This window comes from Pseudomonas sp. GR 6-02, from assembly GCF_001655615.1.
GTDB lineage: Bacteria > Pseudomonadota > Gammaproteobacteria > Pseudomonadales > Pseudomonadaceae > Aquipseudomonas.
This window is the reverse complement of sequence record NZ_CP011567.1, coordinates 4,980,832-5,006,631: the sequence shown is the minus strand read 5'-3', so window position 1 is coordinate 5,006,631 and position 25,800 is coordinate 4,980,832. Positions and strand designations below refer to the sequence as shown.

The window sequence follows — 25,800 nt, the reverse complement described above, 5'->3', positions numbered from 1 at the left end:
CAGTCCATCGGTTCGTCAGAGCAGCGCCTGTTGCAAAATACTAATGGCCGTTTTCTTGAGCAGGTCCTTTTTCGGGTGAGGAACCGTCACCAGTCCAGGCTTGGTCGGATGCTTGAAGTGGTGATGACTCCCCCTGATTCGTACCAGATACCAGCCGTCCGCAACGATTTGGCTTATCAAAAACCGGCTATTCACATCACCTCCCTGTGGTGTGCTTATGGTTACTATACCTACTGAAAATCGCTAATCAACACTATAACCACCAATACACCCTGGATACGGATGGAAGAGCGGCCTGAAACGAGTCTAGGAGGGCATGTCGCGATGGTTTGGGTAGACCCCGTTTTCTGTATTGCAGGGTTTTGCCGCAGCGCCGAAGCGCCAGGAATGCTCAAATTTCAGGCATAAAAAACCGGCCGCTGCGGACCGGTTTTTTGCGTTCCCGCGCATCATGCGGCGTTTTTAAAGCAACTGATCAATCAAAACCGCATTGGTGTAGATCAAGCTTCCATCGCTCGCTCGATGCCCGACCAAATGGAACTGACCGCGCTCGTAATGCAGATAGACGCGCATCTGGCAGTCGGACAAGGGGCCATATCCCTCTGGCAAGACCAAATCCATTGTGCTCATGTCGACATCGACCATGGCTTCGGGCTCATGGGTCTCTTGTAGACGTTCTTCAGCTTGCTCCAGACGCAGATGAAGGGGGTCATCGACGTCAAAATGGATCTCACCGATCGGGATGGACTTCTGGTCGGGGCTGGGCTTGCACCAGCCTTCGATCGTCAGGGCACTCATGACGAAACCTCCGTCGTGGACTGCTGGATTTTGTGGCTGTTGTTCTCAATACCATCACTTATCTGACTGCTACGCACAGGCAGGGTTCGTCTTTTGGGCCGCTTCTGGCCGATCCCTGCCGTCCGTAATCTGAAATTGAGTATAGCTGGCAACCGGGCCTCGCTTGCCCGCCTCACGGTACAGCCCGATGGCTCTATACTTCTTACTGACTTTGCCACCGGGATGGGTGGCAGTTGTCTGCCCTGCTTGGACGTCAGTGGCGATGCTTTGGCATAACCAATGAGCAACAGGAACAGGATGAAGAGAACATGGCAATAGCAATTATCTTGATACTAATCGTTATTGCATCAGTACTCTTCCATATACTCGCGCCTTGGCATGCAACACCGGCAGCTTCCAACTGGGGATCCATAGACACCACCCTGTTTATCACCCTGATCATTAGCGGAATATTCTTCATCGCCATCACGGTTTTTATGGCGGTGGCGGTGATGCGTTATCGTCACAAGGAGGGATCCAGGGCGCACTACCAACCAGAAAGTAAAAAACTGGAACTATGGTTAATTATCGTTACTTCGGTAGGTATTGTCGCCATGCTGGCGCCAGGCCTGGTTGTTTACGATGATTTTATCCGGGTACCGAAAAATGCCTATGAACTTGAAGTGATCGCCCAGCAGTGGCAGTGGGCCTTTCGCTTCCCTGGCCAAGACGGGAAGTTGGGTAAGTCAGATATCAAATTTGTTGATTCCACCAACCCCCTCGGCCTTGATCCCAATGATCCTGCCGGGCAGGACGATGTACTGATAAAAAGCAATGAAGTTCGTCTTCCGCTCGATAAGCCGGTGAAAGTTTTACTGCGATCCAAAGATGTGCTGCACGATTTCTATGTTCCGCAAATCCGCAGCAAGATGGACATGGTGCCGGGGATGGTGTCGTACTTTTGGTTTACTCCGACCAAAACCGGAAAGTATGAAATTCTTTGCGCTGAATATTGTGGTGTCGGTCATTACAACATGCGCGGCCAGATGATCGTGGAAGAGCAGGGCGCCTTCGATCAATGGCTGAAAAGCCAACCGACGTTTGCACAGACATTAGCCGCGGCTGCCAAGCCCAGTCAGGACAGCGTGCTGGAAAAAGGCCGCCAGTTGGTCGAAAAATACGGTTGCGGGGCCTGCCATAGCCAGGATGGCAGTGCCAGTCTCGGCCCGGGATGGAAGGGCTTGTATGGCCGCACTGAACAGCTTGCCGATGGCAGCAGTGTGCAGGTCGATGAGGCTTACCTGAAAGAGTCGATCCTCGATCCGAAGGCCCGCCTGGTACAAGGCTACCCGCCGGTCATGGTGACCTATACTCTCAATGACGATGAACTGGGTGCACTCATCGCCCTGATCAAATCACTGGGTGCTGCGCGACAAGGCGACGAATCTGCTGCCGGCCAAGCGCCGGGCCCAGGTGAGGACCTGGCGGCGCAGGGACAGCAGTTGGCTGAATCGCTCGGCTGCCTGGCCTGCCACAGTGTCGATGGCAGCAAGGGCATCGGTCCCAGCTGGCAGGGTCTGTACGGCAAGACCGAAACCCTTGCCGACGGTACGAGCATCAAGGTCGATGAGGGCTATATAAAAGACTCGGTTCTTAATCCCGCTGCCAAAATCGTCAAGGGATATGCACCCGTCATGCCGGTCTTTGCTCCCAGCGATAAGGAGTTGAATGCACTGATCGCTTTTATCAAATCCAAAGCGAATGCCGACGCTGATACGAGCAAGGCGCAGCCAGGGAAATAGCCGTAAGCAGCCAGCAGTACACCGAAACTTCGACAGGAGGATGACGTGATGGCCTATGCGGAGCAAGCCGAAACAGAAGCACTGCACGAGCCTAAAAGTTTCCTGACCAAATACATCTGGAGTCAGGACCACAAGGTCATAGCCATTCAATACTCCTTGACGGCTCTGTTCGTGGGGCTTATCGCCGTGGTGTTGTCCGACTTGATGCGCTTACAGATAGGCTTCCCCGGCAGTTTGGCGTTCATGGACGCCAATACTTACTATCAGGCGATGACCATGCACGGCATGATCATGGTCATTTATTTGCTGACGGCCCTGTTTCTGGGTGGCTTCGGTAACTATCTGATCCCACTGATGGTGGGCGCCCGCGACATGGTCTTCCCCTACGTCAACATGCTGAGCTACTGGTTCTACCTGGTGGCGGTACTGGTATTGCTCGCCGGTTTCTTTGTGCCGGGCGGTCCCACCGGTTCGGGCTGGACGCTCTATCCGCCGCAGTCCATCACCAAGGGGACACCGGGGGTCGAGTGGGGCATTGTCCTGATGCTCATCTCACTGGCGATTTTTATTGTCGCCGCCACCATGGGCGGGCTGAACTACGTCACCACGGTATTGCAGGCACGCACGCACGGCATGACATTGTTCCGCATGCCGCTCTCCGTATGGGGAATCTTCATGGCCTCGATCATGGCCTTGCTGGCCTTCCCTGCGTTGTTTGTCAGCGCGGTCATGATGCTGTTCGACAAACTATTGGGTACCAGCTTCTTTATGCCGGCGATCATCTCGCTGGGGCAGCAGCTCAATCATCAGGGCGGCAGCCCGATATTATTCCAGCACCTGTTCTGGTTCTTCGGCCACCCGGAAGTCTACATCGTGGCTCTTCCTGCATTTGGCCTGGTCTCCGACTTGATCAGCACCCATGCGCGTAAAAATATCTTCGGCTACCGAATGATGGTGTGGGCGATTATTGCGATTGGCGTGCTCAGCTTTGTGGTCTGGGCGCACCATATGTATGTCAGCGGGATGAACCCGTACTTTGGCTTTTTCTTCGCCGTCACCACCTTGATCATCGCAGTGCCGACTGCACTGAAAGTCTATAACTGGGTGTTGACCCTGTGGCGGGGCGACATTCATCTGACCGTGCCGATGCTGTTTGCCCTGGCCTTTATCGTCACCTTCCTGGTGGGCGGTCTGACCGGGTTGTTTCTCGGCAATGTGATTGTGGACATTCCGCTCTCGGACACCTATTTCGTCGTCGCCCATTTCCATATGGTCATGGGGGTCGCACCGGTACTGGTGGTGTTCGGCGGCATCTATCATTGGTTTCCAAAAGTCACCGGGCGCATGTTTAACGACACCCTGGGCAAGCTGCATTTCTGGATTACCTTCCTGGGTACCTACGCCATTTTCTTCCCCATGCACTACTTGGGTTTCCAGGGTATGCCGCGCCGTTACTACGCCTATGAAAACTACGCGTTCATCCCGCAGTCGGCGCAAGAGTTGAATGCCTTCATTACGGTGGTCGCATTGACCGTCGGCGTTTCCCAGTTGCTGTTCGTGTTCAACATGGCCTGGAGTGTATTTAAAGGTAAGCCCGCAGGCAGTAATCCCTGGGGCGCGGCCAGCCTGGAATGGCAAACACCGAACACCCCACCGGTACACGGTAACTGGGGAGCGAAACTGCCGGTGGTGCATCGCTGGGCCTATGACTACAGCGTGCCGGGGATAGAGCAGGATTTCGTGCCGCAAACGGTCTCTGCCGAGGAGCTGGAGCAAATGCGGCAACTCAGTGCCGGAACCAAGATAGCGGACGTTAAAACATGAACAGACTGCTATTGAGAAACGCCGACGACGCTGACCCCGGCGGCAGTTGGAATCGCGATCCTGAAGGTATTCAGGTCGACGCCGATAGAAGCCGAACCGCAAGGGTAGGCCTGCGCTTGTTTCTGGCTGTGGTGAGTTCGTTATTCTTTCTCTTCCTGCTCGCCTTCATTGCCCGCTCACAAATGGCCGACTGGCTACCCCTGACAGACCCCTTGGCGCCTTTAGCCAACCCATGGCCGTTGTGGGTGAATTCGGCTTTTCTGGTACTGAGTTGCATCGCACTGCAGTGGTCGCGCATGGCCGCCCGACAGGCTCGACTGGACGCAACGGTCATGGGTTTTGTCGTGGGGGGGGTATTTGCAATTGCCTTTCTGACGGGACAAGTCTGGGTCTGGCAGCAGTTTGTCGCCTGGGGCTACTTTGTCGCCAGCAATCCGGCCAACAGTTTCTTCTACCTGTTGACCGGTGTGCATGGCCTTCACCTGCTGGGCGGGTTGATTGCCTGGGGCATAACCGTCGTTAAATTCCTGCGTCACGTGCCGTTGCCGCAACTGCGCGTCAGCGTAGAGCTCTGTACCACCTATTGGCACTACTTATTGGGTCTTTGGTTCGTGCTCTTCGCGCTGCTGACCAGCACGCCGCAAACCTATGAAGCCATCGCCAGATTCTGCGGCCTGAGGTGAAAAGCCATGGCATCGCACCCATTAGCACCGGCCGAGTCAAGTTCATCCAATCCACCAAGCCCGCCGCCTGCCCCGGGATGGCAGGGCATCGCCAGCGACTGGGCCTCGGATAGGGAGGCTTTCAGGCAGGTCCCCTGGGGCAAGGCGATGATGTGGATATTCCTGCTTAGCGACACGTTTATATTCACCTGTTTTTTAACCGGCTACATGTCGGTCCGCATGACCATCACCGCCCCTTGGCCGAACCCCAGTGAAGTGTTCGCATTGACGATTGGCGGTAGAGAAATCCCGCTTATTCTGATTGCCATCATGACCTTTGTGCTGATCAGCAGCAGCGGCACCATGGCCATGGCTGTTAACTTCGCCTATCGCCGTGATCGCGCGAAAACCACAGCCCTGATGCTGGCGACCGCTGCCTTGGGCGTGACCTTCGTCAGCATGCAGGCATTTGAATGGAGCAAGCTTATCGCCGAAGGCGTGCGTCCCTGGGGGAACCCCATGGGCGCGGCGCAATTTGGGGCCAGCTTCTTCATGATTACCGGTTTTCACGGACTGCATGTGTCAATCGGCGCCATCTATCTCAGCATTGTGGCGATGAAAGTCATGCGAGGAGATTATGAGCGCTCCGGAAATTATCAGAACGTCGAAATAGCCGGGCTTTACTGGCACTTCGTGGACTTGGTGTGGGTGTTTATTTTTGCTTTCTTCTATTTATGGTAGAGGAGCGCGGGTGATGGCGCATGCTCAGGGTCAACAACATCCGATCAGTTTGTACCTCAAAATCTGGGGGCTGTTATTCGTCCTCAGCACGATGTCGTATCTGGTCGATTATTTTCACTTCCATGGCTACCTTCGGTGGGCCCTGATTATCACTTTCATGTTGTTGAAGGCAGGTTTAATTGTCTCCATCTTCATGCACATGGCCTGGGAACGGTTGGCCATGGTCTACGCCATATTGGTGCCACCGTTGTGTTTGCTGGTGCTCGTCGGGTTGATGGCCACCGAGGCGGATTATGTTTTCCTCAGCCGGGTCATCTTCTTCGGTCAATAAACAGCTTACGGAGGGCTTTGAGCCTCCGGGGTCAACCCGCAATAAATGGCGTTATATCGTTCGCTTGAACTGATGCCATTTGTGCAGCCAGGCGACTGTCCAGTGAGGGGATGCCGTACCCGTGCCGGCGATCTTCAGTTTTGGATGATGTTCAATGACCCGATCCAATACCGGCTCCTGATTCGGATCAACATCCACGAAGAAGATATGTTTGCCGTCTTCCACCATCTGTTTAAAGTTGCGGAAGTGCGCGTTAGGTACCTGAATACCAAAAAAGCCGCCTTCCCAGATGCAGAAGCCAAATATAACAATGGCAAGGAAGATAAAAGGTACCCAGCCTGCGGCGGTTTCGGTCCAGCCCAGCCAATAGGCACCGCCAAGGATCAGCGCTGCGAGTGGCACACCAACCACTGCACCAATCTCGCCAGAGTGAACAACATCCTGTTTCATCAACGAGTTGACCTCGTGGAGATGATGTTCTTCAACATCAGCCACTTGTTCGCTGAGCACATGAATTTGTTCGGTATTGATGCCGTTGGCTTCCAGTTCGGTTTCAAGGGCTTCGAGATCGTCGAGATTGTCACTGATGTAATAGTGTCGGTTCATGCCACACCTCCCATCTCGTGTTGGCCGTAGGCCTCCTCTGTCCCGCAGCCGTAAACTGAGATTTGCAGTCGGTATCTGCGCCCGTGGGGAACGTTGCACACTTCATGCAATCCGTAGGAAGTATAGCATTCGCTAGTATGCGGGGCCGGAGGTGTCAAGGACTGGAGGGCCCCCAAATCCCAGGCACAAAAAAACCGGCCATCAAGGCCGGTTTTTTCTTTACTTGCATCCCCCGTCAAGAAACGACGTGAGACTGAAATCTGATTGGAGCGGGTGAAGGGAATCGAACCCTCGTTATCAGCTTGGGAAGCTGGAGTAATGCCATTATACGACACCCGCTTAGAGCGGCTGACTTTGTACCAGATGTGAGCGCGGATTTGAAGTTTTTCTTTATGCGCGATGGCTTTAGCGTCGGGTGAAACACAAACAGGGACCGCTTGGCGGTCATTCGCGGGCAAGCCTCGCGCCTACGGGAGTACGTTCAACACAGTAGGGCGGGACTTGCTCGCGATGACTCTGTTTCAGATTGCAAATGCATGGTGGTCCTGGACGTACTGGTAACGCGGTCGGCTTTCGAGTTGCGTCGGTTTCAGGAAGCCCAGCAGTGCGTTACGGCTGTCTTGGCAAGCGGTTTTGTGTTCCATGTCGAGGAAGTGGCCGGTGGCCTGAAGGGTGCTGAAGGTGCTGTGTTGCACATGGCCGGCGAACAGCCTGGCATCGGCGGGGGCGGTGTACTCGTCCCATTCGCCGTTCATGAACAGCACTGGCACATTGATTTTCTTTGCCGCGTTCAGGTAGCAGTTGCGGTCGCTGTTGAGCACGTCGCTGATGTGGAAGTGCATCTGCCCGTATTCGTGTTCGGCCAACGAACTGACGTGACGGTGGTTGAAGCGCTTGAACAGCGAAGGCAGGTGTTTGCCGATGGTGCTGTTCACCAGATGGCCGACGCGGTCACCGTCCCGGTTGCCGAGGTAATCGACACCGCGCTGAAGGTAGTCGAGCATGTGCTCGTTGACCACCGGCGAGAACGAGCTGATCACAGCCTTTTCGATGCGCCGTGGCCGGTGGGCTAGGGCGACGAGCGTGGCGGCGCCACCAAAGGAGAACGACAGCACGTGTTCGGCGGCGAAGTGGTCGATCAGCTCCAGGAGGATCTGCCCTTCGATTTCCTTGGTCAGCATTTTCTCATGCAGGTTGTGAGCCTTGGACTTGCCCGCGTAGGGCTGGTCGTAGCACACCACATTGAACTGCGGATAAAGGTTTTTCACGGTTTGGGCAAACGACGCAGTCGTGGACATCGAGCCGTTGACCAGAATGATGGTCTTTTCTGCGGCGTCTGCGCGATAGAACTCCGTGTAAACCCGATACTGACCCTGTATATCCAGCACAGCGATTTCTGGCCTCATGACATAAGACTCCTGGCAAGCGGGTATGCGCGCAAATCAGATTGCACGAGCTTTGTGACAGGTAGGCATACGCCTGGAATTTTTGAAGGCCCATGTCGATCCATTGCACGCCGGTCGACGGGTATTGTTATAAGCGGGCAGTTTGCCGGGGGAAGGCGGAACCTGAGGGTTCTCTGCCGGCAAAAAGTTTCTTAGAGTAGTTTTGGTGACTCGTCGGTCACATTTCGCGCCGACGTCCTGATTCAAGCAGGGGTCACGTCATCGCGCAAGTATCTTTCGAAAAATGTTCGACAACTTCTGCTGAGCGGTCGTCGGCTTAGATCAATCGGATCTCTTCGACGCTCAACGGCCGGTATTCGCCGGGCTTCAGCGCGTCGTCGAGCAGCAGCGGCCCCATGCGTTCGCGGTGCAGGCGCAATACCTTGTTGTCGAAGTGGCCGAACATCCGTTTTACCTGATGATAACGGCCCTCGACGATGCTCAGGCGCGCCGATTTTGCCCCGAGCAAGACCAGTTCGGCAGGCTGGGTTGTGAGGTCTTCGAAGGCGAAGTACAGGCCTTTGGCGAACGTGATCGCGTAGTCGGCAGTGATCTCCTGCTCCGTCTCGACGTAGTACACCTTGGGCAGTTTGGTCTGTGGCTGGGTCAGGCGTCGCGACCAGGTGCCGTCGTTGGTGATCAGCATCAGGCCGGTGGTGTTGAAGTCCAGGCGACCGGCGATGTGCAGGTCATCCTTGTCCGCTTCATGGATCAGGTCGAGCACCGTCGGGTGTTGCGGGTCGCGGGTCGCACTGACGCAGCCGGGCGGTTTGTGCAGCATGAAGTAGCGGGCCGGTTTACCGACCTGCAGCACTTCGTCGTCGACTTCCACGCGGCTGAACTCGAGAACCTCGGCGTGAGGGTCGCTGACGATAGTTCCGTCGACCCTGACGCGCTTTTCCACCAGCAACAGGCGTACCTGCTTGCGGTTGAAGCGGGGCAGGTTGCTGAGGAAACGGTCAACGCGCATGGCCAGGGATCGGTGGGAAAAGGGCTGCGTATGTTACGTGATCGGCCAGGCGGCTGCTTGCAACTGCGCCTCGACCCGGGCGCAGGCCGGGCACAGGCAGGACTTGTCACGCAGCTCGGCCGGCAGCGTTTCGAACACCGCCGGGTCGATGCTGACGCCGTAGCACCAGCAGGCACGATCGACGGTTCGTGGGTCGGCCAGGCTGCAGTCGTTGGAAGCGCCACAGGCCGGGCAGAGGTCTGGCTTATTCATGAAAGGGTCATTTGGTAATGGCCGGTTTGCTTGGCCCGAGCTGCGCATGATCGTCCCGCAAGCTGCCATGTGCAAGCTAACGCTCGCACATTCCTGAAGGAGCCTTGCCGGTGATCAGGCGATCAACCCAGGCTTTTCAAATACGCCCGCCACCCGCCCAAATGACTGATTTCCACCGCCCCGTCCAACCCATACGGCTCACAGATAAACCCGCTCTCCCAACGCCCATCCGCCAGTTGCACCTTGCCCAATCCCAGTGGAGCGGGAATCCCGGTGAGGAACGACCCCAGCTCACTGCTCGGCAATTCCCAGACTTCCACCGCAATCGCCACGCCGCCCTCTTTAACGCGGACCATGCCGGGGCGATACGGTGGGCCGCCGGCCAAGGCATACAGCTGATAGTCGGGAGAACTCTGAGTTGTTTCTACCAGCCGCGCTCCACGCTGTTTGAGTTGCCAGTTCAGCGCCAGCCCCTCCAGGTGCGCGCCGCAGACCACCAGTCGTGCCCGGTCATTGCGCGCGATGGCGGCCGGTGCGGGTGACGCCAGGCCCTGCTGACGTTGCAGGGCATCTGCCACGCTCAACAGATACTGATCGGTAAACGCGCGACCAAACAAGGTCACGCCCCATGGCAAACCATTGCCCATCAATCCGCTGGGCACGGCGACGGCAGCGTAATCGAGCAGGTTCATGAAGTTGGTGTAGTAGCCCAGTTCCGAGTTGCGCAGTACCGGTTCGGCGGCAAGTTCCGCCAATGTCACCGGACGGCCAATGGTTGGCGTCAGCACGCAGTCGAGGCCCTCCAATACTCTGTCGCACAGCGCCTTCAAGGCTTGCAGTCGGTAGTGGGCGCGGAAGGTTTGCACGCCGGTCACCGCCGGGGCCTTGGCCAGCACGGCACGAATCACTGGCAACACGGCTTGAGGATTTTGCTCCATCAATTTGCCGGCCAGGCTGTAACGCTCGGCCACCCATGGCCCTTCGTAGAGCAACCGCGCCGCTTCCAGGAAGGGCGACAAATCCAGTTCGACCGCTTCACCGCCCAGGGCTTTAAGCTGGTCGATGGCGTCGCCAAACAACAACGGGCCTTCAGGGCAGCCGAAGAACGCCAGGTCCTGCGCACGGGGCACACCGAAACGAAACACGCGCGGCGCGCCGAAGGCCGAGCCGTCATTCCACAGCGGATTGCTGCGGCTGTATTCATCCCGTGGGTCGAGATGAGCGGTCAGTGCCAACAATTGACTGGCTTCCCGGGCTGTGGCCGTAAAGGTCGTGACGCAATCGAGCGTGCGACAGGCCGGAACCACCCCGGCCGTTGAGATCAGCCCTTTGGTGGCTTTCAAACCGACCAGATTGTTCAGCGCCGCCGGTACGCGCCCGGAACCTGCGGTGTCGGTGCCCAGGGCAAAACTCGCCACGCCGAGCGCCACCGCCAGTGAAGAGCCGGCGCTGGAACCGCCCGACGGATATTCCGGCAACACGCTGTTCGGGCAAGCGCCATACGGCGAGCGGCTGCCGTTGAGGCCGGTGGCGAACTGGTCGAGATTGGTCTTGCCCAGCGGGATTGCACCCAGCGCCAGCAGTTGCTCGACGATGGTCGCCGAACGCTCCGGCACGTAGGCAAACGCCGGGCACGCCGCCGTGGTCGGAATGCCCGCCAGATCGATATTGTCCTTGATCGCGAACGGCACGCCGTACAGCGGCAGGCTGTCTGGGTCACGACCATCGAGGGCGGCGAGGTACGGTTCCAGTTCCTCGGCGCTGAGTAAATGGATGAACAAGTGATAGTCCGGGTTCAGCGCCGCGGCTTTTTCCCGCAGGCTCGGCAGCAATTGCCGAGGCGTGATGTGGCCATCACGGTAAGCGTTGCGCAGGGCGTCGAGTTGCAGATTAATGTTCATGGTTCAGATCCTTGTTGAAATGGCTTCAGTCGAGTTCCAGCACCACGACGCGCTGTCCGGCGCGCACTGGCGAACCCGGTTGCACACGAATCTCGCGTACCACACCGGCCATGGGCGCGAGCAGCGGGATTTCCATCTTCATCGACTCCAGAATCACCAGCACATCACCGGCGACCACTTGGCTGCCGACCTCCACCTGAACCTGCCAGAGGTTGCCGGCGATGTGGCTGTCGATGCTCTGCTGACCGTCGGCCAACAGCGCCTCTTCGGTCACTTGCGGCGTCGGTTCTTCACTGTCGAAATGCGCCTGACCGCTGGCGATCCAGCGCTCGCGCTCGGCGTTGAACGCACCTTTTTGCTGATCTCGAAACGCCGCAATGCTGTTGGCTTCCTTCGCCAGAAACGCCTGGTAATCCGCCAGGTTCAACTGACTGTGCTCGATGTTCAGAGCGAAGCGCCCGAGCGGAAAGTCCCGTCGAATGCGCAGCAGTTCATCGGCGCTTACCGGGTAGAAGCGGATTTGATCGAAGAACCGCAACAGCCACGGTTTGCCATCGAACGCGGCGACCTCGCGGTAGCGATTCCACATCTGCAAGGTCCGGCCGACGAATTGATAACCACCGGGGCCTTCCATGCCGTATACGCACATATAGGCGCCACCGATGCCCACCGAGTTTTCAGCGGTCCAGGTGCGGGCCGGGTTGTATTTGGTGGTGACCAGACGATGCCGTGGGTCGAGCGGGGTGGCGACCGGAGCGCCGAGGTAGACATCGCCCAACCCCATCACCAGATAGCTGGCGTCGAACACCGTGCGCTGCACTTCGTCGAGGTTCGGCAGATCGTTGATGCGGCGGATGAACTCCAGGTTGCTCGGGCACCATGGGGCGTCCTTGCGCACGGTGGTCATGTATTTCTCGATGGCCAACTGGCAAGCGGGGTCATCCCACGACAGCGGCAGGTGCACGATGCGTGAGGGAACCTGCAAGTCTTTGGCGGCGCACACGGCGTCCCACTCACCGGCGACGATGCCCAGCAGATCGGCAAGCGGCAGTTGCTCCGGTTGGTAATGCACCTGCAGCGAACGGATGCCCGGCGTCAGGTCGATCACCCCGTGCAGCTGTTTGCTTTCCAATGCCTGCATCAGCGCGTGGGCGCGGAAGCGCAGTACCAGGTCCAGTTCCGGTGCGCCGATTTCCAGTAACAGGTGAGTATCCCCCGACAACCGGGCGACCAACCGTGTATCTCCCTGGCCGATATCCAGCATCACAGGCGACACAACCCCCTGTGGGAGCTGGCTTGCCTGCGATGAAGTTGATGCGGTGTCTGATCGGGCCTCATCGCAGGCAAGCCAGCTCCCACAGGAATCCCATTTCAAGGCGAGGTTACGGGCGGTCTCGAGATCGACTGGTTGGAACTGCACCTTGTCTCCAGCCTTGAGCTGCCCGAGCTGCCAAAGATCCGCTTCGATCACCGTCACCGGGCAGACGAACCCACCGAGGCTCGGACCATCGGGACCGAGGATCACCGGCATATCACCGGTGAAATCCACCGCGCCAATGGCGTACGGATTGTCGTGAATATTCGAGGGATGCAACCCGGCTTCGCCACCGTCGGCCCGTACCCATTCCGGCTTCGGCCCGATCAGCCGCACACCGGTGCGGCTGGAGTTGAAATGCACTTCCCATTGAGTGGCGAAGAAGGTGCCGATGTAGTGTTCGGTGAAGTATTCCGGCGCGCCATGGGGGCCGTAGATCACCCGAATTTGCCGCACGGCCGGCAACTCGGTGACCTGCTCATCAGGCAATTGAACACCCGCGCTACGGTCGATCAAGGCTGGCACATGCAACACGTCCCCGGCACGCAACGCACGACCGCCATGGCCACCGAACTGACCGAGGGTGAAGGTACTTTTGCTGCCCAGGTAATCCGGTACTTGCAGGCCGCCGCGCAGGCACAGATAGCTGCGAGCGCCTGCACCGGCGATTGTGCCGAGATGTACTGTGGCCCCGGCCGGAATCAGCAGCGCGGTGTTCATCGGTGCCGCTTCGCCGTTCAGCGTCAATGGAATCTGCGCACCGGTCACCGCCACAACCGCATCACAATTGAAGCGCAGCATCGGCCCGCTCATGGTGATTTCCAGGGCCGCTGCGCCTTCATCGTTACCCAGTAAAAGATTACCCAAACGCAATGCACGACTGTCCATCGGCCCCGACGGCGGCACGCCCACCGCCCAGTAACCAAGACGCCCCGGATAGTCCTGAACGCTGGTCTGGGTGCCGGCGCTGATCACCTCGAAGGTGTTGGCCTGGTAGACCAGCGCTTCCAGACAACGGGTCCATGGCTGGCCGCTGGCAAAGGGCACATCGAGCAGAATCTGTCGCAGGTAATCGCGGTTGGTTTCCACGCCGTACAGCAGGCTGTCGCCCAAGGTTTGGAGCAGATCAGCGCGAGCCTCTTCGCGAGTCGGCGCCCAGCGAATGAGCTTGGCGATCATCGGGTCGAAGTACGGAGGGATCTCGCAACCGGCCTCGACCCACGTGTCGATGCGCAGGTGTTTGCCATCGGCGACGGGGAAACTTACCGCCGTCAGCAGACCGGGGCTCGGTTGAAAATCGCGCCCCGGATCTTCGGCGTAGAGCCTTGCCTGGATCGCGTGGCCGTTGGCTTTCAAGCCTTGGCTCAATGCGTTCAATGGCGGTAAATCTCCGGCCGCCAGTTCCACCATCCAGCGCACCAGATCCACGCCCCACACTTGCTCGGTGACACCGTGCTCCACCTGCAAACGGGTGTTCACTTCAAGAAAATAGAAACGCTGGGCGTCACTGTCGAAGACGAACTCCACGGTGCCGGCGCTGCGGTAATTCACTGCCTTGGCGAGTTTGATCGCGGCAAGGCAGAGCGCTTCGGCCATGCCGTCGGGCAGGTTGGGTGCCGGGGTTTCTTCAAGGACTTTCTGGTTGCGCCGCTGCACCGAACAGTCGCGCACGCCGAGGGCAATCACCTCGCCCTGGCCGTCGCCGAACACCTGCACTTCCAGATGTCGCGCGCGCTGGATGTACTTTTCGATGAACACACCGGCGTCGCTGAAGTTGTTCTGCCCGAGGCGTTTGACCGCTTCGAAGGATTCGCCCAATTCGGCGGCGCTGCGGCACACGCGCATACCGATGCCGCCACCGCCGGCGGTGCTTTTGAGCATCACCGGGTAGCCGACCTGTTCGCCGGCGATCAATGCCGCGTCAAGGCTGTCGAGCAGTTCGGTGCCTTCGAGCATCGGCACGCCGTGTTGTTTGGCCAGGGCGCGGGCGGTGTGTTTGAGGCCAAACACGCGCAGTTGCTCAGGCGTGGGGCCGATGAAGGCGATATCGGCTGCTTCGCAGGCCTCGGCGAACGCGGCGTTTTCCGAGAGGAATCCGTAGCCGGGATGGATCGCCGTAGCGCCGGTGGATTTGGCGATGGCGAGGATTTTGTCCACGGCAAGGTAAGTGCCGACCGCGGCGCCTTCACCCAGGCTGTGAGCTTCATCGGCTTGCAGGATATGCAGGCTGGCGGCGTCGGCTTCGGAGTAAACGGCGACGCCCTTGACCTGCAACTCTCGCAGGGTCCGCAGGATGCGGCAGGCAATGGCGCCACGGTTGGCGATGAGGACTTTTTCGAACATGGCATAACCCCTGGAGGCGATAGCGCATCAGCCTCGACCTGGGATGCGGGCCGTCCCGCAGTTTTTCGAGATGCACCCGGGCCGTCCCGGATGAACAAAATTCACGCTTTTTTGTGGCGAGGGAGCTTGCTCCCGCTCGGCTGCGCAGCAGTCGCAAAACCTGCTGCTGTGGTCCGTCAGACATAGCGCGATAGCAGGGTTTGGGGCCGCTTCGCGACCCAGCGGGAGCAAGCTCCCTCGCCACAGGGATCAGCGTTGTTTGAGGCACTGGCCGGAGCGGGCCTGACACAGGGCAAACAACCACCGCCGCAAACGCGCAAGTTTCAGTTCCATACCAAAAGCTCCGCAGGCGTGGGGTTGTAGGCGTTGCACGGGTTGTTCAGTTGCGGGCAGTTGGAGATCAGCACGATCACGTCCATCTCGGCGCGCAGGTCGACGTATTTGTCGGGCGCTGAAATCCCGTCTTCAAACGTCAGCCCGCCATCGGCCGTCACCGGCACATTCATGAAAAAATTGATGTTCGGCCCGATGTCGCCCTTGCCCAGGCGCCCGTCGTGGGCGCAGGCGCGCAGGTAGTTGTCGCGGCAGCTGTGCATGTAGCGTTTTTCCAGGGCGTAACGCACGGTGTTGCTCTCTTGCGCGCAGGCACCGCCGAGGGTGTCGTGACGCCCGCAGGTGTCTTCGACGATGGTCAGCATTGGTTTGCCGAGGTTGGAATAGAGCACGCTGCCGGTGCTCAGGTAGACGCTGTTCTGCCGACGCAACGTGCGTTGCACGTCATAGCGTTCCTTGGGATTGGCAAGGCTGTAGAACAAAGTGTCGACCGCCTGATTGCCTTCCAGGTCGAGGATACGCAGGGTCTGGCCGGCCTTGACCTCCATCAACCAGGGTTCGCCGGCCGGGATGGTGGCGCGGTAGACCGCTGTTTCTGGTTGCTTGTGAGCGGTGGCGATAGCGAGTGACATGGCAGCGATCCTCAGGCGAACAGACGGTCGGTGTTGATGAAGCCGCGCTCGTTTTCCGGGCGCGAGGTGCGGCAGTGTTCGGCGACGCTGGCATCGGCGTTCATCCAGCTCAGCTTCAGCGGTTTCGGTGCGTATTCCGGCGACGGATCCATCGGGTGTTGCAACGCGGTGAGTACCACCAGGGTGTCCATCGGCGCGTACAACTCGATGTAATCACCGGCCTTGGAATTGCCTTCGACGAAGTGGAAACGGCCGGCCTCATCGACGTTCACACGGCTGAATAGATTGAGCGTCATCAGCAGGTCGGACAGGCCCAGTCCCCACTTGCCCAGCTCCACCAACAAGTTGTCGGTGCCGTTGCGGAAGAAACCGTTGCGCAGCTCTTGATAGCGGCCCTGGCCATATTTTTGTGCGACTTCTTCAGCGCAGAGCACGCCGCCGAGGCTGTCGCTCCAGCCACAGGTGTCGGCGGTGATGGCCGCCAGCACGCGGCCCATGTCCGAGTACAGGCAATGGCCGGTGGTGAGCTTGGCGGTGTGTTGGCATTTGAGGCTGTCGGGCAGATTCAGGCGTTCGGTTTTTTCGTTGGCGTTGAGCAACGTCAGGCTGACGTTGGCACCGCCGCGCAGGTCGGTCAGGCGCAGCAATTGGCCGCGTCTGAGGACGAATGAACGATGGCCGCCGCCGGGGAGCATTTCTTCGGCGAACGGCGGGAACAGTTGGGTCGAATCAGTCATGTGCAGATTCCTCTAAGCGATACGAAGCGTGCCTGCCAACTGAGCTGGCAGGGCGTCGACGGCGGCGCGGTTGGCGCGGCGGTCGCTGTTCAAAGGGATGTCGTAGGTGATGCGTGCGCCATAGGCGCCGGGGGCGTGCGGGTCGACACGGACCTTGTCGAACACCAGCAAGCGGGTGCCGAGACTGAAACCTTCGGACAGGTCGTGGGTGACCATGAACACCGTCAGTTGCGTCTCGCGCCACAGCTCCAGCAGCAGGCTGTGCATGTCTTTGCGGATGCCCGGATCGAGGGCGCCGAACGGTTCGTCGAGGAGCAACACGCGGGGTTTCATGATCAGCGCCTGGGCAATCGCCAGTCGTTGCTGCATACCACCTGAGAGCTGCGCCGGGTACTTGTCCAGTGAATGGCCAAGGCCGACTTTGTGCAGCAAGACCGAGGCGTGATCGCGTGCCTCTTGCTTAGTGCTGCCGAACAACCGCCCCAGTAATGGCGAGCGCGGCAGTTCGAGGCCGAGGGCGACGTTGTCCAGCACGGTCAGGTGCGGGAACACCGAATAGCGCTGGAACACCACGCCACGGCTCGAATCCGGTTCGCCAGCCAATGCCTGACCGTCCAACAGAATCTCGCCACGACTGGCGCGTTCCTGGCCGAGCAATAGCCGCAGGAAGGTCGATTTGCCGCAACCCGACGCGCCGACCAAGGTGCAGAACTCACCTTCGTTGACGCTCAGGTTCAGCCCTTCAAGCACCACCTGATCGGCGTATTGCTGCCAGACGTTTTTCACTGTGATGAAGCTCATGCCCGCGCCTCTTCATAACTCATTTGGAGGCACCTTGGTGCCAGGGAAAGGCCCGTTGGGTCAGGTGCTTGAGGCCCCAGTCCATCAGCCAGGCGAGCAGGGTGATCCACGCCACGTAGGGCAGAATCACGTCCATCGCCAAGTAGCGGCGCACCAGGAAGATCCGGTAACCCAAACCGTCCGTGGAGGCGATGGCTTCGGCGGCGATCAAAAACAACCACGCCGAGCCGAGCATCAGTCGCAACGAGATCAGCAGGCGCGGCAGCAATTGCGGCAGCACCACGCGCAGCATCAGAGTCCAGGTTGAAGCACCGAGGGTCTGCGCCTTGATCAGCAATTCCAGCGGAATTTCCCGGGCGCGCTGTTCCAGATCACGGGCCAGGCATGGGGTGATGCCGATCACGATCAGCATCACTTTCGACAACTCCCCCAACCCGAACACGATGAACAGAATCGGCAGGATCGCCAGCGGCGGCACCATCGACAGCACCGTCAGCACGGGCGACAACGGCGCACCAAACAGCGGCAGCGTACCGGCGGCGATGCCCAGGCACAGCCCGGCCAGCGCACTGATGCCGAGGCCGATGGCCAACCGCCGCACGCTGGAGGCGGTGTCTTGCCAGAGCAGGTATTCACCAGTGCGGGCGTCGGCGGTGAAGGCCAGGCGTTTCACCGCGTCGGTCATCTGCACGGCACTGGGCAGCAGTTTGTCGTTGGGGTTGTCCATCAGCCGTTCGGCCGAGCCCATGAAGTAGGCGAACAGCACCAGGGCGAACGGCAGGATCACCAACAGCAGGCGACTCGGGCGATCCGGGTGGCGATTGATCAGGCGCATGGCCAGCTCCTCCTGTCTTACAGCTTGGCGTCGGCGGCCATCTGCACGTAAGTCGGGTCGAAGCGCAGCTTGAGGTTGCCTTTATCGCCGCTGGTCACGCCATTGGCGAAGGCCATGCCGATGGCGCTGGTGTCCTTGGCGCCTTCACCCAGCAAGCCGTGCTGGAACGAGAACTCGGCGACCTTGCGCATGGTGTCGGGCAGTTGCTTGCTGGTGGAGAACGCCAGGGCTTCTTTGGGCGTGGCGAACAGTTTGGTGGTGTCTAGTTGCGCCTGGAAACCGGCCAGGTCGGTGCCCGAAGCTTTGGCCATGTGTTCGAGGGCGGCCTGGCTGGTGGCGTTTTTCGCGTTCATCAACGCGACCACTTCGAACCAGGCGCCGGTCAGGGCTTTGCCCAGGGCCGGGTTGTCTTTGAGGGTGGCGCTGTTGACCACCATCATGTCCATGATTTCGCCGGGGATCTGGCTGGAATTGAACACTTCAGTCACCGCAGGCTTGGCCTTGATGTCCGAGAGCATCGGGTTCCAGGTGGTGACAGCGTTGACCTGCTCGGTGTTGAAGGCGGCGGAGATGTCGGCGTCGGAGGTGTTGACCACTTTCAGGTCCTTCTCGGTGAGGTCTACCGAATCCAGAGCACGGGCCAATAGATAGTGGGACACGGACAGCTCCACCAGATTGACGTCCATGCCTTTGAGGTCAGCGACTTTCTTGCCTTCGCCTTTGAGCACGATGCCGTCGTTGCCGTTGGAGAAGTCGCTGACGATCAGCGCCGTACTGTCGACGCCACCGGCAGCCGGAATGGTCAGCGCGTCCATGTTGGTCATGGTGCAGCCGTCGAACTGGCCGGCGGTGTATTGGTTGATGGATTCGACGTAGTCGTTGAGCTGCACCACATCAATCTTGATGCCGTACTTTTTCGCCCATTTGTCGACGATGCCTTGGCTGCCGGCATATTCCCAGGGCATCCAGCCGGCATAAATCGTCCAGCAGACGCTGAAATGGTCTTTCTGTGCGGCGTGGGACGAGACGCTCACGAGGGCTGCAAAAGCAGCGGCGAGCAGGGCGGGTAAACGAAGTCGGGACATGGGATGGTTCTCCAGTTGATCAAGGGCGGACAGGAAGGCAGCGGCACCGCGAACGGTGGCTTGTCTCCCGGGCTTTTGTCCCGCCGTGTAACCTCAACTGGAGGTCGCCAACTCTCGGACCAGTCACTCGCGATTGCGAGCCGGAACCCTAGTCAGCCATTGCAAATTGTGGTGCCGCGAACCTGTGATGACTCCTGCACGTCTTTGGTTAAGCGAGAGCCGTGCCAAGTTGACTTGAGCGCTCTGGCTGGGGGCATGGAAGGGAGGGCGAGACAAACAGGGGAGGGCGCTTTGCCTTGTCATGGTGCGCAGCGCATGGGTATGCACCGTAGAAGGACAGCTAGCCGCTGATCTGAAGGTCGATGCGATCAGGCACTCGGTGCCTGTTTTAAAGTCAAAACAGGTGTGACTCGACTGCCGTTGCAGGTCTTTCAGGAGGCCTCCATGTTCTGTCAGAAAAAGCTCCGCCAAATACTGCTCAGTGTGTTTTTTGGTTTGGGTCTGTCCGGGTGTTACTACTATGTAGGGGGCGCCGATGTTTATCCGGCACCTTATTACTACCCCGGCTATTACTACTCACCTTACTACTACGGTGGCCCACGCTTTTACGGGGGTTATCGTTACTACTATTTCAGTGGGCCTCGCTATTACCATGGTGATCACGATCGCGGGCATCGCTAAACGGCTCATGAGCACAACGGCGCCTGCGGCTTACGCAGGCGCCGTTTTCTTTTGCGCAGGATGAAAAACCTTTCATCGGCTACTTGTATCGGCGTGTTACAGAAACGCACCAGATCCCGATTTCACTGTCTTATCTTTCGACAGTCGCCGAACAATTGACTGTCGCCTGCCAGCGTCGCTGGTGTGGCTCACTCGCGGTCCAGGAGGCCGCCATGCTCTGTCGAAAACAGCTCCGCCATATTCTGCTGATCGTTCTATCGGGATTGTTTCTTGGTGCGTGCGTGCCCTATTCCGATGGCGACAGCTACTACCGCTCGGATGTCTACACGTCCCCAGCGCCGTATTACTCCGATGGTGGTTACTACACAGCTCCGCGCAGGTATTACTCGCCGCCTGCACGGTATTACCAGCCATCGCCACGTTATTACTACCAGCCGCGGGTTTATCAACCGGCACCGCGCTATTACGACTACCGCGGCAACCAGAGTCGCGGATGGGACCGTCATGACCGCGGTGGTTGGGATGGTCGTCGCGACGGTTGGGATGGTCGTAGTCGCGGCAACTGGAACGACGATTCCCGGGGCCACAGTGGACGGGATCACCATGGCGGAAGAGGCGATCATGGCGATAACGATGGTCGAGGCGGCCGTCGCTAACTCCTCAATAGAAAGCGGCGCATGAAGCGCCGCTTTTTTGTGCCCGGATTTCAGTATTCCGACAGATCGGCCAACGGATGCCGACCTTCCCAGACCTTGTGAAAATGCGCTTCCACCGCCGCCTCCGGCACCGTGTTGATATCCGGCCAGTGCCAGTGAGGTTTCTGGTCCTTGTCGATCAACCGCGCGCGCACGCCCTCGCTGAATTCCGGATGACGGCAGCAATTGAGGCTCATGGTGTATTCCATCTGAAAGACTTGAGCCAGCGACAGGTGCCGGGCGCGGGCGATCTGTTGCCACACCAGATGAGCGGTCAGGGGCGAGCCTTCAATCATGGTGCAGGCCGCACGACTGAGCAGCGGGTCTTTATGAACGCGTAGCGCACTGATGGCCTTCCAGGCACAACGAACGTCGCTGACATCCAGCAACTCGTCGATCTGCTGGCGTCGCGGCAGCCACTGCGCTTCGGGCATTTTTACGAGCGCTTCTTGTTGCAAGGCCTTGAGCAGACTGTTGAGCTGCATGGCGGTCTGTTCCTGCCAGTTCAATTGCAGCAAACCTTCGATCAGCTCCGGCTGTTGTTGATCGAGCAAAAAGCGGTCCGCGAGGTCCAGATCGATTGCATCGCGACCGTTCATCCGGGCGCCGGTCAAGCCGAGAAACAACCCGAGCTTGCCGGGCAGCCGCGACAGAAACCAGCTGGCGCCGACGTCCGGGTACAAACCGATACTGATCTCCGGCATCGCCAGTCGGCTGCTCGGCGTGACAACCCGAATGCCCGCCCCTTGCAGCAGCCCCATGCCGCCACCCAACACGTAACCATGACCCCAGCAGATCAACGGTTTCGGGTAGGTGTGCAACTTGAAGTCGAGGCGATATTCTGCCGCGAAGAAGTGCGCAGCCAGGGGCGGTACTTCCCCGGGATGGGCGCGACACGCTTCCACCAGACTGCGCACTTCACCGCCGGCGCAAAAGGCCTTGTCGCCATTGCCGCGCAGCAGTACACAAACGATCTGTGGTTCCTTGGCCCAGGCGTCCAGTTGATCGCGCAAGGCGTTGATCATCGGCAAGGAGAGGGCGTTGAGGGACTTTTCGGCATCCAGGCTGGCGATGCCGATGCGTGCGCCGTCGGTGCCGGTGAGTTCTTCGAAGTGCAGATTCATCATGACCTCGATCGGGAATTTGAGCGTTCAGTATGATCGCTCTATAGGAAAATGCCGGATCTGCGTCAGATCAATTGACAAGCGTGATGGGCTTTCCTAGGGTTCGCCCCATTGTTTTTGCCGGATGTAACCATGACTGCTGACGACCGTATCAAACTCGAACCGAGCTGGAAGGAGGCCCTGCGTGCCGAATTCGACCAGCCTTACATGGCAGAGTTGCGCACATTCCTGCAACAGGAGCGCGCGGCGGGCAAGGAGATCTATCCGCCGGGACCGTTGATTTTCAACGCGCTCAACTCCACGCCGCTGGACAAGGTCAAGGTGGTCATCCTCGGGCAGGATCCATACCACGGCCCGGGTCAGGCCCATGGGCTGTGCTTCTCGGTGCAACCGGGTGTACCGGCGCCGCCGTCGCTGGTGAACATCTATAAAGAGTTGAAACGCGACCTGAACATCGACATCCCCAACCATGGCTACCTGCAGAGTTGGGCGGAGCAGGGCGTGCTGATGCTCAATACCACCATGACCGTGGAGCGGGCGAATGCCAACGCCCACGCGGGCAAGGGCTGGCAGCACTTTACCGACCGGATTATCGAAGTGGTCAGCGAGCACCAGCCGCATCTGGTGTTTTTGCTGTGGGGCGCGCATGCCCAGAGCAAGCAGAAACTCATCGACGCCACCAAGCATTTGGTATTGACGTCGGTCCACCCGTCACCACTGTCGGCTTATCGCGGCTTCCTCGGGTGCGGGCATTTCAGTCGGGCGAACAAGTTTCTGGAACAGAATGGCGAGACGCCGATCGAGTGGCGGTTGCCGCCGGTGTGAAGAGTGTGAAGAGTGTGGCGAGGGGGCTCATATCAGACGGAATCCGGCTCCCGGTTCCAATACCTGAACAACGGCTCTGCCAAAAACAACACGAACAACAGCCGCATCACCTGCATCGCCGTCACCAGCGGCACTGACAATTGCAGGGTCTCAGCCGTCAAACTCATCTCGGCAATCCCGCCGGGCATCATGCCCAGCGTCAGCGAACGCAGATCCAGATGGGTCAATACACTCAAACCCAGCGCCGCCAGCGTGGCGATCAACATGGTCAAGACCGTGCCGATCAGGGTCCGGCCCATGAAGGACGGTGCCCGTCGGAAGAACTGTCGATTGAAGTGGCAGCCCAACCCGCTGCCGATCAGCCACTGGCCGATCTGACTGCCGCCGTTGGGCAAGCCGATGTGCAGGTCCCAACCAATGCTCACTGCCGCACTCACCAGCAACGGCCCGAACAGCCAGGGGTTGGGTTGCCGCAGGCGCTCCCAGATCCAGGCGGCCAGGGCGCCCGCCGGGAACAGAAGGGCCAGCCACCACCAGTTGACGGTCGCTGCATGCAAGGCCGGCGCACCGTCGCCCAACAGATACTTGAACGCCGCCGGCACACACAGCACCACCACCAGCACCCGCAAGCTTTGTCCCGCCGCGACACGGCTGAGCACCGCGCCATTGCGGGCGCCGAGGTTGACCATCTCCCCGGAGCCACCGGGCATGCTGGAAAAGAACGCCGTGGCGCGATCTTCGCCGGTACGCCGCATCAACCAGACCCCGACCACCGCGGACAGGCTGGTGACCAACGCACCGAAGAAGATCAGACCGAAGTGGCTCAGCACCTGCTCCATCACCACCGGGGTGAAGTGCAGGCCGATGCCGATGCCGACAACCCACTGGCCGCACTTGCGCCCGCCAGGGATTTCCGCCAGTTGCCAGGGTGTCAGGCAGCGCACGAGGATGATCGCCAGTAACGAGCCGACCATCCACGGTAGAGGCCAGCCGATCTGGCTGGCGAGGTAACCGCCCAGCAGACCGACCAGCGGTGTACCCCACCAGGCTTTGAAGGGTGTTCGATCAGGCATCGGCGATAGCGCGCCGGGCGACCGAACGTTTGCGCCAGATGCGCAGCAGCGGCATCAGCAACATGATGGCAGTCAGCACCCAGCAACCGAACGTGATCGGGCTCGACCAGAGGATTTCCAGTGCACCGTTGGAAATCGACAGCGCGCGACGCAGGTTCTGTTCCATCAGACCACCGAGGATGAAGCCCAGCAGTACCGGCGACAACGGGAAGTCCAGCTTGCGCAGGATGTAGCCGAAGATGCCGATGCCGATCATCAGGAACAGGTCGAAGGTGGTGGCGTGTACGGCGTAGACGCCGATCCCGGTGATGATCGCGATCACCGGCACCAGTGCCCAGTTCGGCACGGCGAGGATGCGGGTGAAGATGCGGATCATCGGGATGTTGAGGATCACCAGCATCACGTTGGCGACGAACAACGACGCGATCAGGCCCCAGACGATGTCTGGCTGCTGCTGGAATAACAGCGGGCCCGGGGTGATGTTGTACAGCGACAGTGCGCCGATCATCACCGCCGTGGTCCCCGAGCCCGGAACACCGAGGGTCAGCATCGGCACCAGGGCACCGCAGGCTGCGCCACCGATGGCGGTTTCCGGAGCCGCGAGGCCACGCATGTCGCCTTGGCCGAAAGTGCCCTTGGCACCGGCGATACGTTTCTCGGTCATGTAGGCCACCGCGCTGGCCAGCGTCGCGCCGGCACCCGGCAACACGCCCATGATGAAGCCCAGCAAACCGCAACGGACGTTCACCACGAACACCGCCGAAGCTTCCTTGAAGTTGAACATCATGCGCCCGGTGGCTTTCACCGCTTCCTGGCCACGGTGGGTTTTTTCCAGCAGCAAGAGGATTTCGCTGATGGAGAACAGGCCCAATACCAGCACGACGAACTGAATGCCGTCTGTCAGATGAATGTTATCCCCGGTGAAGCGGTATACGCCGCTGTTGGCATCGATGCCGACGCTCGACAGAAACAGACCGATCAGCGCTGCAATGAAGGTCTTGAGCGGTCGGTCGCCGGCCATGCCGCCGAGACAGACAATCGCAAACACCATCAGTACGAAATACTCCGCCGGCCCGAAGGCAATCGCCCATTTCGCCAGCAACGGGGCGAACAGCACCATGCCACAAGTCGCGATGAAGGCACCGATGAACGAACTCCACGCCGACAGCGACAGCGCTACACCGGCCAGACCCTTGCGGGCCATCGGGTAACCGTCGAGGGTGGTCATGACGGTGGAGGCTTCGCCCGGAATGTTCAGCAGGATGGAGCTGATCCGTCCGCCGTATTCGCAACCCAGGTACACCGCCGCCAGCAGGATCAACGCCGACTCCGGTGGCAGGCCGAGGGCGAACGCGATCGGAATCAGCAACGCCACGCCGTTGATCGGCCCCAGCCCCGGCAGCAGCCCGACGACGGTCCCGATCAAGGTGCCGCACAGTGCGGTCACCAGGTTGTACGGGCTCAGCGCAACGCCGAAGCCCTGACCCAAATAGCCAAGAGTATCCATATCAGTTCTCCAGAACGTCGAGCACGCCCAACGGCAGTGGCACGTCCATCAACTTGTCGAACAGCAGATAAAGACCGATGGCCATCAGGCTGATGATCACCGCGCTGGGCAGCCAGCGGCCGCCATACAGGCGTGCCATCGGGACCCCGATCAGAATGCTGGCGACGATGAAGCCAAGAGGTTCGAAGGCCCCGGCGAACACCAGCAACAGCGCCACGCAGATGCCGATCTTGATCAGGGTTTCGCGGTCCAGTTTCGGGTCGTCATCGCTGTGCACGATCGGCGCCGGCCGAAATACCATGTACAGCAAGGCCAGGCCCATCAGGCCGAGCATCAGCAGGGGAAAGGCGCGAGGCCCGACCGGTTCGTAGGAAAAAGCCGCTTGATACGGCCACGCCATCAGCGCCAGGCCGACACAGGCCAGCAACAGCACCGAAGCAAAAATGCGTTGTATGAGCATGGGGAACTCCTGGGCCACGACCCCGAGAACCGGGGCCGCAGCC

25 protein-coding genes, 1 tRNA gene and 1 riboswitch are annotated in these 25,800 nt (G+C 59.4%); of the genes, 8 read left to right on the top strand and 18 right to left on the bottom strand.

Features of this window, described 5'->3' with window-relative positions; genetic code table 11:
* Nucleotides 1–15 precede the first annotated feature (15 nt).
* Together PGR6_RS21955 and PGR6_RS21950 are read right to left on the bottom strand one after the other, a co-directional pair.
* Nucleotides 16–195: a type II toxin-antitoxin system HicA family toxin gene (locus PGR6_RS21955; protein ID WP_007984690.1), complete on the bottom strand. Its 180-nt coding sequence runs from the start codon at nucleotides 193–195 to the stop codon at nucleotides 16–18.
* A gap of 267 nt (nucleotides 196–462) precedes the next feature.
* A complete protein-coding gene (locus PGR6_RS21950; protein WP_018926814.1) occupies nucleotides 463–798 on the bottom strand; it encodes a hypothetical protein in 336 nt (111 codons plus the stop codon).
* Nucleotides 799–1,106: 308 nt separating this feature from the next.
* Between PGR6_RS21950 and PGR6_RS21945 the strand changes: the two genes are divergently transcribed.
* Genes PGR6_RS21945 through PGR6_RS21925 form a run of 5 tightly spaced genes read left to right on the top strand, consistent with a single transcriptional unit; the run spans nucleotide 1,107 to nucleotide 6,137 of the window.
* Complete coding sequence (locus PGR6_RS21945) at nucleotides 1,107–2,579, top strand: cytochrome c oxidase subunit II (protein ID WP_064619784.1); 1,473 nt, start codon at nucleotides 1,107–1,109, stop codon at nucleotides 2,577–2,579.
* 48 nt (nucleotides 2,580–2,627) lie between these two features.
* The gene (ctaD, locus tag PGR6_RS21940) at nucleotides 2,628–4,403 is read left to right on the top strand and encodes a cytochrome c oxidase subunit I (protein WP_064619781.1); all 1,776 of its coding nucleotides are present in this window, start codon (nucleotides 2,628–2,630) and stop codon (nucleotides 4,401–4,403) included.
* Nucleotides 4,400–5,086: a cytochrome c oxidase subunit 3 gene (locus PGR6_RS21935; protein ID WP_064619779.1), complete on the top strand. Its 687-nt coding sequence runs from the start codon at nucleotides 4,400–4,402 to the stop codon at nucleotides 5,084–5,086. The genes ctaD and PGR6_RS21935 overlap by 4 nt, the downstream gene beginning before the upstream one ends.
* 6 nt (nucleotides 5,087–5,092) lie before the next feature.
* Nucleotides 5,093–5,806 carry a heme-copper oxidase subunit III family protein gene (locus tag PGR6_RS21930; protein ID WP_026286474.1) on the top strand — a complete coding sequence of 238 codons (714 nt, stop codon included), beginning with the start codon at nucleotides 5,093–5,095 and terminating at the stop codon, nucleotides 5,804–5,806.
* 13 nt (nucleotides 5,807–5,819) lie between these two features.
* Nucleotides 5,820–6,137 (top strand): cytochrome C oxidase subunit IV family protein, encoded by a 318-nt coding sequence (locus PGR6_RS21925; RefSeq protein ID WP_007935708.1) that lies wholly within the window; start codon nucleotides 5,820–5,822, stop codon nucleotides 6,135–6,137.
* A gap of 51 nt (nucleotides 6,138–6,188) precedes the next feature.
* On the opposite strand, the gene PGR6_RS21920 is transcribed toward PGR6_RS21925, so the two are convergent.
* From PGR6_RS21920 to PGR6_RS21865, 12 genes are all read right to left on the bottom strand, one after another.
* The gene (locus PGR6_RS21920; protein WP_018926809.1) at nucleotides 6,189–6,743 is read right to left on the bottom strand and encodes a hypothetical protein; all 555 of its coding nucleotides are present in this window, start codon (nucleotides 6,741–6,743) and stop codon (nucleotides 6,189–6,191) included.
* A 265-nt stretch (nucleotides 6,744–7,008) separates the two neighbouring features.
* Nucleotides 7,009–7,082, bottom strand: a tRNA-Gly gene (locus tag PGR6_RS21915).
* Between the two features lie 182 nt (nucleotides 7,083–7,264).
* The gene (locus PGR6_RS21910) at nucleotides 7,265–8,149 is read right to left on the bottom strand and encodes an alpha/beta fold hydrolase (RefSeq protein ID WP_018926808.1); all 885 of its coding nucleotides are present in this window, start codon (nucleotides 8,147–8,149) and stop codon (nucleotides 7,265–7,267) included.
* Between the two features lie 316 nt (nucleotides 8,150–8,465).
* The gene (locus PGR6_RS21905; protein ID WP_064619776.1) at nucleotides 8,466–9,158 is read right to left on the bottom strand and encodes a pseudouridine synthase; all 693 of its coding nucleotides are present in this window, start codon (nucleotides 9,156–9,158) and stop codon (nucleotides 8,466–8,468) included.
* Between the two features lie 33 nt (nucleotides 9,159–9,191).
* A complete protein-coding gene (locus tag PGR6_RS21900; RefSeq protein WP_019580865.1) occupies nucleotides 9,192–9,410 on the bottom strand; it encodes a cysteine-rich CWC family protein in 219 nt (72 codons plus the stop codon).
* Nucleotides 9,411–9,532: 122 nt separating this feature from the next.
* A complete protein-coding gene (gene atzF, locus PGR6_RS21895) occupies nucleotides 9,533–11,311 on the bottom strand; it encodes an allophanate hydrolase (RefSeq protein ID WP_064619773.1) in 1,779 nt (592 codons plus the stop codon).
* A gap of 25 nt (nucleotides 11,312–11,336) precedes the next feature.
* Nucleotides 11,337–14,969, bottom strand: coding sequence for an urea carboxylase (gene uca / locus PGR6_RS21890; RefSeq protein ID WP_064619769.1), 3,633 nt, complete (start codon nucleotides 14,967–14,969; stop codon nucleotides 11,337–11,339).
* Between the two features lie 323 nt (nucleotides 14,970–15,292).
* Nucleotides 15,293–15,934 (bottom strand): urea amidolyase associated protein UAAP2, encoded by a 642-nt coding sequence (locus PGR6_RS21885; protein WP_064619766.1) that lies wholly within the window; start codon nucleotides 15,932–15,934, stop codon nucleotides 15,293–15,295.
* Nucleotides 15,935–15,945: 11 nt separating this feature from the next.
* Nucleotides 15,946–16,671, bottom strand: a complete 726-nt coding sequence (locus tag PGR6_RS21880; protein WP_064619763.1) for an urea amidolyase associated protein UAAP1 — start codon at nucleotides 16,669–16,671, stop codon at nucleotides 15,946–15,948.
* Nucleotides 16,672–16,683: 12 nt separating this feature from the next.
* Nucleotides 16,684–17,472, bottom strand: a complete 789-nt coding sequence (locus tag PGR6_RS21875) for an ABC transporter ATP-binding protein (RefSeq protein WP_064619760.1) — start codon at nucleotides 17,470–17,472, stop codon at nucleotides 16,684–16,686.
* A 19-nt stretch (nucleotides 17,473–17,491) separates the two neighbouring features.
* A complete protein-coding gene (locus PGR6_RS21870; RefSeq protein ID WP_064619757.1) occupies nucleotides 17,492–18,307 on the bottom strand; it encodes an ABC transporter permease in 816 nt (271 codons plus the stop codon).
* A 17-nt stretch (nucleotides 18,308–18,324) separates the two neighbouring features.
* Entirely contained in the window at nucleotides 18,325–19,392 is a 1,068-nt protein-coding gene (locus tag PGR6_RS21865; RefSeq protein ID WP_064619754.1) for a putative urea ABC transporter substrate-binding protein, read from the bottom strand.
* Between the two features lie 62 nt (nucleotides 19,393–19,454).
* Nucleotides 19,455–19,555: riboswitch (guanidine-I (ykkC/yxkD leader) on the bottom strand.
* A 281-nt stretch (nucleotides 19,556–19,836) separates the two neighbouring features.
* Here PGR6_RS21865 and PGR6_RS30490 point away from each other — a divergent pair.
* Nucleotides 19,837–20,073, top strand: coding sequence for a hypothetical protein (locus PGR6_RS30490; protein WP_018926798.1), 237 nt, complete (start codon nucleotides 19,837–19,839; stop codon nucleotides 20,071–20,073).
* A 212-nt stretch (nucleotides 20,074–20,285) separates the two neighbouring features.
* Complete coding sequence (locus PGR6_RS21855; protein WP_082920899.1) at nucleotides 20,286–20,729, top strand: hypothetical protein; 444 nt, start codon at nucleotides 20,286–20,288, stop codon at nucleotides 20,727–20,729.
* A 50-nt stretch (nucleotides 20,730–20,779) separates the two neighbouring features.
* Here the strand turns inward: PGR6_RS21855 and PGR6_RS21850 are convergent, their stop codons facing one another.
* Entirely contained in the window at nucleotides 20,780–21,892 is a 1,113-nt protein-coding gene (locus PGR6_RS21850) for an enoyl-CoA hydratase/isomerase family protein (protein ID WP_064619748.1), read from the bottom strand.
* Nucleotides 21,893–22,024: 132 nt separating this feature from the next.
* On the opposite strand from PGR6_RS21850, the gene ung reads away from it, so the two are divergent.
* Nucleotides 22,025–22,717 (top strand): uracil-DNA glycosylase, encoded by a 693-nt coding sequence (gene ung, locus PGR6_RS21845; protein WP_019580851.1) that lies wholly within the window; start codon nucleotides 22,025–22,027, stop codon nucleotides 22,715–22,717.
* Between the two features lie 32 nt (nucleotides 22,718–22,749).
* Here the strand turns inward: ung and PGR6_RS21840 are convergent, their stop codons facing one another.
* Genes PGR6_RS21840 through PGR6_RS21830 form a run of 3 tightly spaced genes read right to left on the bottom strand, consistent with a single transcriptional unit; the run spans nucleotide 22,750 to nucleotide 25,757 of the window.
* Nucleotides 22,750–23,790 carry an AbrB family transcriptional regulator gene (locus PGR6_RS21840; RefSeq protein WP_018926794.1) on the bottom strand — a complete coding sequence of 347 codons (1,041 nt, stop codon included), beginning with the start codon at nucleotides 23,788–23,790 and terminating at the stop codon, nucleotides 22,750–22,752.
* Entirely contained in the window at nucleotides 23,783–25,297 is a 1,515-nt protein-coding gene (locus tag PGR6_RS21835; RefSeq protein WP_064619745.1) for a tripartite tricarboxylate transporter permease, read from the bottom strand. Before PGR6_RS21835 ends, PGR6_RS21840 begins: the two co-directional genes overlap by 8 nt.
* A 1-nt stretch (nucleotide 25,298) precedes the next feature.
* Nucleotides 25,299–25,757, bottom strand: coding sequence for a tripartite tricarboxylate transporter TctB family protein (locus tag PGR6_RS21830; RefSeq protein WP_018926792.1), 459 nt, complete (start codon nucleotides 25,755–25,757; stop codon nucleotides 25,299–25,301).
* Between the last annotated feature and the right edge of the window lie 43 nt (nucleotides 25,758–25,800).

Excerpts from the sequence above, each read along its gene's own strand:
- PGR6_RS21950 (WP_018926814.1), bottom strand. The coding sequence starts at position 798 with ATGAGTGCCCTGACGATCGAAGGCTGGTGCAAGCCCAGCCCCGACCAG.
- PGR6_RS21945 (WP_064619784.1), top strand. The coding sequence starts at position 1,107 with ATGGCAATAGCAATTATCTTGATACTAATCGTTATTGCATCAGTACTC.
- ctaD (WP_064619781.1), top strand. The coding sequence starts at position 2,628 with ATGGCCTATGCGGAGCAAGCCGAAACAGAAGCACTGCACGAGCCTAAA.
- PGR6_RS21935 (WP_064619779.1), top strand. The coding sequence starts at position 4,400 with ATGAACAGACTGCTATTGAGAAACGCCGACGACGCTGACCCCGGCGGC.
- PGR6_RS21930 (WP_026286474.1), top strand. The coding sequence starts at position 5,093 with ATGGCATCGCACCCATTAGCACCGGCCGAGTCAAGTTCATCCAATCCA.
- PGR6_RS21925 (WP_007935708.1), top strand. The coding sequence starts at position 5,820 with ATGGCGCATGCTCAGGGTCAACAACATCCGATCAGTTTGTACCTCAAA.
- PGR6_RS21920 (WP_018926809.1), bottom strand. The coding sequence starts at position 6,743 with ATGAACCGACACTATTACATCAGTGACAATCTCGACGATCTCGAAGCC.
- PGR6_RS21910 (WP_018926808.1), bottom strand. The coding sequence starts at position 8,149 with ATGAGGCCAGAAATCGCTGTGCTGGATATACAGGGTCAGTATCGGGTT.
- PGR6_RS21905 (WP_064619776.1), bottom strand. The coding sequence starts at position 9,158 with ATGCGCGTTGACCGTTTCCTCAGCAACCTGCCCCGCTTCAACCGCAAG.
- PGR6_RS21900 (WP_019580865.1), bottom strand. The coding sequence starts at position 9,410 with ATGAATAAGCCAGACCTCTGCCCGGCCTGTGGCGCTTCCAACGACTGC.
- atzF (WP_064619773.1), bottom strand. The coding sequence starts at position 11,311 with ATGAACATTAATCTGCAACTCGACGCCCTGCGCAACGCTTACCGTGAT.
- uca (WP_064619769.1), bottom strand. The coding sequence starts at position 14,969 with ATGTTCGAAAAAGTCCTCATCGCCAACCGTGGCGCCATTGCCTGCCGC.
- PGR6_RS21885 (WP_064619766.1), bottom strand. The coding sequence starts at position 15,934 with ATGTCACTCGCTATCGCCACCGCTCACAAGCAACCAGAAACAGCGGTC.
- PGR6_RS21880 (WP_064619763.1), bottom strand. The coding sequence starts at position 16,671 with ATGACTGATTCGACCCAACTGTTCCCGCCGTTCGCCGAAGAAATGCTC.
- PGR6_RS21875 (WP_064619760.1), bottom strand. The coding sequence starts at position 17,472 with ATGAGCTTCATCACAGTGAAAAACGTCTGGCAGCAATACGCCGATCAG.
- PGR6_RS21870 (WP_064619757.1), bottom strand. The coding sequence starts at position 18,307 with ATGCGCCTGATCAATCGCCACCCGGATCGCCCGAGTCGCCTGCTGTTG.
- PGR6_RS21865 (WP_064619754.1), bottom strand. The coding sequence starts at position 19,392 with ATGTCCCGACTTCGTTTACCCGCCCTGCTCGCCGCTGCTTTTGCAGCC.
- PGR6_RS30490 (WP_018926798.1), top strand. The coding sequence starts at position 19,837 with ATGTTCTGTCAGAAAAAGCTCCGCCAAATACTGCTCAGTGTGTTTTTT.
- PGR6_RS21855 (WP_082920899.1), top strand. The coding sequence starts at position 20,286 with ATGCTCTGTCGAAAACAGCTCCGCCATATTCTGCTGATCGTTCTATCG.
- PGR6_RS21850 (WP_064619748.1), bottom strand. The coding sequence starts at position 21,892 with ATGAATCTGCACTTCGAAGAACTCACCGGCACCGACGGCGCACGCATC.
- ung (WP_019580851.1), top strand. The coding sequence starts at position 22,025 with ATGACTGCTGACGACCGTATCAAACTCGAACCGAGCTGGAAGGAGGCC.
- PGR6_RS21840 (WP_018926794.1), bottom strand. The coding sequence starts at position 23,790 with ATGCCTGATCGAACACCCTTCAAAGCCTGGTGGGGTACACCGCTGGTC.
- PGR6_RS21835 (WP_064619745.1), bottom strand. The coding sequence starts at position 25,297 with ATGGATACTCTTGGCTATTTGGGTCAGGGCTTCGGCGTTGCGCTGAGC.
- PGR6_RS21830 (WP_018926792.1), bottom strand. The coding sequence starts at position 25,757 with ATGCTCATACAACGCATTTTTGCTTCGGTGCTGTTGCTGGCCTGTGTC.